Source organism: Orenia sp. (assembly GCF_055140805.1).
This window is the reverse complement of record NZ_JBSQYM010000164.1, coordinates 1-6,230: the sequence shown is the minus strand read 5'-3', so window position 1 is coordinate 6,230 and position 6,230 is coordinate 1. Positions and strand designations below refer to the sequence as shown.

The window sequence follows — 6,230 nt, the reverse complement described above, 5'->3', positions numbered from 1 at the left end:
AAAACCTTTATAATCATTGATATTATAAGATTTTAAGATGTTTTGAACTTAACTGTCAACCGTTAACTGTACACTGTAAACTAAGACACGGCAGTGTCGCTTTTTCTCTATACAACGATATTTTAAATTTAATTCTGAGCTTTGATGACTTTAAGGTAGTAATCTAATAGAGATTATCTATTTTTATATAATTACCAATAAATATTTATATCTTAGAGGATTTATAGATTAATAGTAGAAATATATAAGTAAAAGATAAAAATTTAAAATTAGCAGAGCTAAAACTTTAATTTAGTATATAGTCTTATAATTGCTAAGAGATGTTAAGGACTGATTTGATTTATAACATTTCTGAGGTTTAAGGCGATATACTTTTTTATAATAATAGATCTACTTGTTTAGATGTAAGGTGATTTTTTATTTATGTAATATGATAATTTTATTAGCTTTAATATTAGTCTTTAAGGCTTTAGCATAGAGAAGGGAAGCAATTTATCAGAGTTATGAGCTTTAATAATTTTTTATTGGTTTAGTCCAATGAATCTCGTAAACTTGCTATAAATGAGGGGGCAAACTATGAATAAATTCAAAAAAGTTCTAAAAAAGTTGAAAATAAGGGACAATAAAGTGATTAATGGTTTAATGAGTCATTTGACCAAGATATTATCTAGTATAACAATTATGAGGCAGGTTCAAGTAGGTTTTTTGTTATTGATAGTAATTAGCTTATTAACAGGAGGGCTAATTTGGCAGAATACCAATCAAATTAGTGGAAGAATTAATGAATTAAATGAAAGAGTAATACCAACTGTTAAGTTAAATTCAGCAATATCTAGGGATTCATTTTTAAATCAGATTAATATTTATCGTATATATACTGATTTAATGAGTCAAGAAGCCTTTGAAGTTTTAAATAAAGATGATTCTCTAAAAGGTCATATTGATAAGTTGAGAGAACATATCCACAATGAAGAAATGATAAGTAAAATAGATGAAGTTAGTGAATTAAATAATGAATTTAAAGATGATGTTCAAAAATTATTAGAATTTGAGGGAAATAGTATCCGAAAGAAGATGAGATTGAAAAAACTTGATGATCTTGTTCTTAGTATTAACTTAGCCAACCTTGATCTGAATAAACATGGTTGGAAGCAATTGGATCAAGATATTGAGAAGATAGTTAATTATACTGAAATCATCAAAGGAAGGGTGACTTTAATAGTATTGTTAAGTCTTCTAATTGGAACTATATTAGGATTTATTATCTCTTATGGGGTTAGTAATTTAACTGCTATAGTTAAGAAAAGAACAGCAGATGCTGTTAGTAAAGTAAAGATTGTAGCTAATACATCTCAAGAGATGGAAGCGATTGCTGATGAGGTTGATAATGAGATTACTCAGGCCTTTGCTGTGATTAAGGATTTAATTTCTGGAAACGCAGAGGTAGCTACAGCGGTAGATAAAGTATCAATATCGCTACAAGAGGTTCAAGGAGGGGTTAAGAAACTATCCCAACAGGCTAAAGTTATTTCTAATGCTGGTAAAGATACTTATAAAAGTATAGAGAATACAAGTCAGAAGATAGAATCAGGAACTAAAATTATTCATGAAACGGCTGATACAATGCAGGAGTTAAGAAGAAGTGCTGATAAGATAGGAAAGATCTCTGATAAGATTATGCAAATAACAGATCAGACGAATTTATTGGCGTTAAATGCTGCTATCGAGGCTGCAAGAGCTGGTGAGCATGGTAGAGGATTTGCTGTAGTAGCGGAAGAGATTAAGGAGTTGGCAACTGAGAGTATAGAGGCTACCAAAGAGGTTAAGGGAATTACCAAAGAGATTGAAGGGGTGGTAGAATCTGCTGTTGCTGTGATGAGTAAGTCTAATGATAAGTCTCAAGAGAGCATTATAGACATCTTTGATGAAATTAATAGCTTATCAAATCAAGTTGAAGAGAAGATGAAAGCAGTGATGTCTTCTTCTGAGAATCAGGTTATCTCTAGTGAGCAACTTAGCGGGGTAGTTGAAGAAATTTCGGCATCTAGCCAAGAGGTATCTGCTCAAACTGAAGAGACTTTAAGTTCTGCTGAAAAGATTAAGGACTTAATGACTGAAGTAACTCATGCGATTACCAACTTATACTTTAAGATTAAAGAGGGGTCAGAGGTCTCTCAAGAACAGTTGGAGGCTATCAATCAAGTAGTAGAAGCAAATCAAAAATTGAAAAAATAATCTATAATATTTTGGGCTAAGGTATTGAAATAAAGATTTAAAGTAGATATAATTTATAATAAGATTATAATAGAATATAAAGCTAGGGGTGCCTAATTGATAGGCTGAGAGGAGATTTATCCGATTATCTCCAACTCTTCAACCTGATCTGGTTAATACCAGCGTAGGGAAGCGGATTTAGATAGAAAAGCTTAGTAATATGATTAAGTTTTTTAAATAAAAATGCTCCCTATGTAGGGAGCATTTTTATTTTATGAAGGAGGGGAAAATGAGAATAAAGGTAAATGGTCAAGAAGAGAGTTTAGAACAAGAGATCAAGTTAATAGAATTTTTAGAGTCTAAAGGTCTAGAATTGGACCGCTTAGTAATTGAGTACAATAAGAGAGTTGTTAGTGGAGAAGAATGGGATGATATTATTTTAAAGGATCAAGATAGCTTAGAGGTTCTTAGATTTGTAGGAGGTGGATGAAATGATAGAAGAAAAATTAGTAATTGGTGGAGTTAAATTAGAGAGCAGATTATTTACAGGGACAGGTAAATTTCCTAGTAAAGAGGTTATTAGAGAGACCTTAGAAGCATCTAACTCTCAAGTAGTAACGATGGCTTTACGTAGAGTAGATTTTGATAATCCCGAAGAGAATGTGATTAATTATATTCCTGATAATTTTACTCTGTTGCCAAATACTTCAGGAGCCAGAACTGCTGAGGAAGTAGTCAGAATAGCTAGAATTGCCAAGGCAGCAGGCTGTGGTAATTGGATTAAGATTGAGGCTATCTCTGATAACAAATATCTAATGCCAGATAACCAAGAGACGATTAAAGCAACAGAAATTTTAGCTAAAGAGGGTTTTGTTGTACTTCCTTATATTAGTCCAGATTTAATGGTAGCTAAGAGGTTAGAAGAGGTAGGTGCAGCAGCAGTAATGCCTTTAGGTGCTCCAATTGGTTCTAATCGTGGTTTGAAGACTAAAGAATTGATTAAAATCTTAATTGATGAGATTGAGTTGCCAATCATTGTCGATGCTGGAATAGGTAAGCCTTCTCATGCAGCAGAAGCGATGGAGATGGGAGCAGATGCAGTTTTGGTCAATACAGCTATTGCTACAGCTAATGATCCAGTCAAGATGGCTCAAGCCTTTGACTATGCAGTGCAAGCAGGACGAATAGCTTATCTAGCTGGACCAGGTGCAGTTAAAGATTATGCTTCAGCTTCTTCACCACTAACAGGATTCTTAAAAGGAGAGTAGTTATGAGCTTTTATAAAGAGTATAAACAGGTAAAAGATATCGATTTTAATAGTTTTTTTGATCAAGTTACTAAATATGATGTTGAGAAGGTTTTAGCCAAAGATAGATTGAAGAGGGAGGATTTTTTAGTCCTACTATCACCATTAGCTAATCATTATTTAGAGGAGATGGCACAGAAGGCTCATCAACTAACAGTTCAGAACTTTGGCAAGGTGATCTGCTTATATGCTCCTCTTTATCTAGCCAATTATTGTGTCAATCAATGTGCTTATTGTGGTTTTAATGTGAAGAATGGATTCAAAAGGGATAAGTTAACCTTGAACCAAGTTGCACAAGAGGCTAAAGCAATTGTGAATAAAGGGATTAAAGACTTAGTAGTGTTAACAGGTGAATCAAGAAAGCATAGTCCAGTCTCATATATTAAAGATTCTATAAAAATTTTGACAGAATACTTCTCCTCTATCGCCATTGAGGTTTACCCAATGGAGACTGAAGAGTATAGGGAGCTAGTAGAGGCAGGAGTTGATGGACTAACAATTTATCAAGAGACTTATGATGAAGCTATCTATGATCAAGTACATATTACAGGACCTAAAAAAAATTATCGATTTAGATTAGATGCTCCAGAACGAGGTTGTCAAGCAGGGATGAGACGGGTCAATATCGGTCCGCTATTAGGCCTTGATGATTGGAGAAAAGAGGCATTTTTTGCTGGTTTACATGCCGATTATCTCCAAAATAAGTATCTTGATACTGAGGTTAGTCTTTCTTTACCAAGACTTCGACCTCATATTGGTTCTTTTCAACCAAATTCAATTGTAGATGATCCTGCCTTGGTACAGATTATCTTAGCTTATAGGCTTTTCTTACCTCGTTTAGGAATCAGTTTATCTACCAGAGAAAGTGATCAGTTAAGGGATAATCTATTACCTTTGGGCATCACTAAGATGTCAGCAGAGTCTTCAACATTTGTTGGTGGCTATGCTGAAAATAGAGGGGTAAATCAATTTGATATCTCTGATGATAGAACAGTTGCAGAGGTGAAGGAGTTGCTGTTAGCTAGAGGATATCAGCCTGTTTTTAAAGACTGGCAACAGATATAGGTTCAGTTGACAGTGTACAGTTAAGAGATATAAGTAGTGATGAGTAATCAAGTAATGAGTGAAGAGTAACGGGTGATGGGTTAAAGTCAAAACAAAACTTAAGGGGGATATTGCGACAGTTTTAAAATTAGCGTGAGTGGGAGTGGGAGTGTGAGTAAACCCCAATAAAAAGAAGTTTTACACACACTCACACTCATAGCTCACACTCGACACAAAGTGTCGCTTTATCTCTCTATAGCCTCATGGTTAAATTTTATTCTAGATTCACCTCTAGTATGGAGGGGGCAGTTAAATGAATGATTTTGAAAGGTCATTATTAAGATATATCGGAGCAGAAAATTTAGAGAGGATACAAGGTGTTAAAATAGGAATTGGTGGTGCAGGAGGACTTGGTTCTAACTGTGCCTTTAATTTAGTAAGAAGTGGTTTTAAGCACTTTGTTATTGTAGATTTTGATAAGATCGAGTATTCTAATTTGAATCGCCAATTCTATTTCAGTGAACAAGTAGGTCAGGCAAAGGTATTGGCTTTAAAGGAGAATCTCTTAAAAATTAATCCTGACTTAGAGATTGAAACTATAGTAGAACGAGTAAGTAGTGATAATATTAGTCGATTTTTTGATGATTCTGATGTTATAGTAGAGGCCTTTGATGAGATAAAGAGTAAGAAGCTGATAGTAGAGCAATATGTCAATTCTGATAAATTTCTAGTCTCTGCTTCAGGTTTGGCTGGTTGGGGTGATACTGATCAAATTCAGACTAAGAGATTCAATGATAATTTTTATATAGTAGGTGATTTTATCACTGAGATAAATGCTGATAATCCTCCCTTATCTCCCCGAGTTAATATAGTAGCAGCTAAGCAGGCAGATTTAATTTTAGAGGCTGTATTGGAGGGAAAGATATGAATAAACAAGATAGATTAACTACTGATTTATATGGTATTACTGCTGAAAAGTTTTCTTTGGGAAGAAGCAATATTGAGGTGGTAGAGGAGATGATTGCTGCTGGAATTGAGATTATTCAGTATCGGGAAAAGGAAAAGAAGATGCTCTATAAATATGAGGAATGTAAGAGGTTAAGAGAGCTGACAAAAGAAGCAGGGGTAACCTTCATTATTAATGATGATATCCATTTGGCTTTGGCAATAGATGCAGATGGTGTACATATCGGTCAAGAGGATTTACCTCTAGAAGAGGTACGAAAACTCTTAGGTGAAGATAAGATAATAGGTCTGTCAACTCATTCGCCTCAAGAGGCTGAAGATGCTGTGAAGAGGGGGGCAGACTATATTGGAGTAGGACCTGTTTTTAAAACCTATACTAAAGAGGATGTTTGTGACCCAGTAGGTTTAGAGTATTTAGAGTATGTTGCTCAGAATATTGAAATTCCTTTTGTAGCTATCGGTGGAATCAAAGAACATAATGTAAAAGAAGTTCGGGATTTAGGTGCAAGATGTGTCTGTATGGTAACAGAGATAGTGGGAGCAGAAGATATTAAAGCCAAAATAGCTAGTATCAGAAGTAGATTGTAGTGTATAGAAATTAATATAAATAAACAACTCTAGAATGAAACAATAGAAAGATAGTGTAACACTTTTTGGAATCTGGAATTAGTAGTCAGGAATCAGTTATAAACACTGGTTC

6 protein-coding genes and 1 riboswitch are annotated in these 6,230 nt (G+C 34.2%); all 6 genes read left to right on the top strand.

Translation table 11 applies throughout. The annotated features are described in order from the left end of the window. Window positions 1–576 precede the first annotated feature (576 nt). The 6 genes from ACTCDL_RS13365 (at window position 577) to thiE (ending at window position 6,118) form a co-directional block, all read left to right on the top strand. The gene (locus tag ACTCDL_RS13365) at window positions 577–2,235 is read left to right on the top strand and encodes a methyl-accepting chemotaxis protein (RefSeq protein ID WP_463177719.1); all 1,659 of its coding nucleotides are present in this window, start codon (window positions 577–579) and stop codon (window positions 2,233–2,235) included. A 74-nt stretch (window positions 2,236–2,309) separates the two neighbouring features. Beyond that, a riboswitch (TPP riboswitch) is annotated at window positions 2,310–2,422 on the top strand. 81 nt (window positions 2,423–2,503) lie between these two features. Next, window positions 2,504–2,704, top strand: a complete 201-nt coding sequence (gene thiS, locus ACTCDL_RS13360; protein ID WP_463177711.1) for a sulfur carrier protein ThiS — start codon at window positions 2,504–2,506, stop codon at window positions 2,702–2,704. Window position 2,705: 1 nt separating this feature from the next. After that, window positions 2,706–3,482, top strand: a complete 777-nt coding sequence (locus tag ACTCDL_RS13355; RefSeq protein WP_463177706.1) for a HisA/HisF-related TIM barrel protein — start codon at window positions 2,706–2,708, stop codon at window positions 3,480–3,482. Window positions 3,483–3,484: 2 nt separating this feature from the next. Continuing rightward, window positions 3,485–4,585: a 2-iminoacetate synthase ThiH gene (gene thiH, locus ACTCDL_RS13350; RefSeq protein WP_463177703.1), complete on the top strand. Its 1,101-nt coding sequence runs from the start codon at window positions 3,485–3,487 to the stop codon at window positions 4,583–4,585. A 292-nt stretch (window positions 4,586–4,877) separates the two neighbouring features. Beyond that, window positions 4,878–5,492, top strand: a complete 615-nt coding sequence (gene thiF / locus ACTCDL_RS13345) for a sulfur carrier protein ThiS adenylyltransferase ThiF (protein ID WP_463177700.1) — start codon at window positions 4,878–4,880, stop codon at window positions 5,490–5,492. Then, window positions 5,489–6,118 carry a thiamine phosphate synthase gene (gene thiE / locus ACTCDL_RS13340; RefSeq protein ID WP_463177697.1) on the top strand — a complete coding sequence of 210 codons (630 nt, stop codon included), beginning with the start codon at window positions 5,489–5,491 and terminating at the stop codon, window positions 6,116–6,118. Before thiF ends, thiE begins: the two co-directional genes overlap by 4 nt. The last annotated feature ends 112 nt before the right edge of the window (window positions 6,119–6,230 follow it).

Coding starts and splice junctions, on each gene's coding strand:
- ACTCDL_RS13365 (WP_463177719.1), top strand. CDS start 577: ATGAATAAATTCAAAAAAGTTCTAAAAAAGTTGAAAATAAGGGACAAT.
- thiH (WP_463177703.1), top strand. CDS start 3,485: ATGAGCTTTTATAAAGAGTATAAACAGGTAAAAGATATCGATTTTAAT.
- thiE (WP_463177697.1), top strand. CDS start 5,489: ATGAATAAACAAGATAGATTAACTACTGATTTATATGGTATTACTGCT.
- thiS (WP_463177711.1), top strand. CDS start 2,504: ATGAGAATAAAGGTAAATGGTCAAGAAGAGAGTTTAGAACAAGAGATC.
- ACTCDL_RS13355 (WP_463177706.1), top strand. CDS start 2,706: ATGATAGAAGAAAAATTAGTAATTGGTGGAGTTAAATTAGAGAGCAGA.
- thiF (WP_463177700.1), top strand. CDS start 4,878: ATGAATGATTTTGAAAGGTCATTATTAAGATATATCGGAGCAGAAAAT.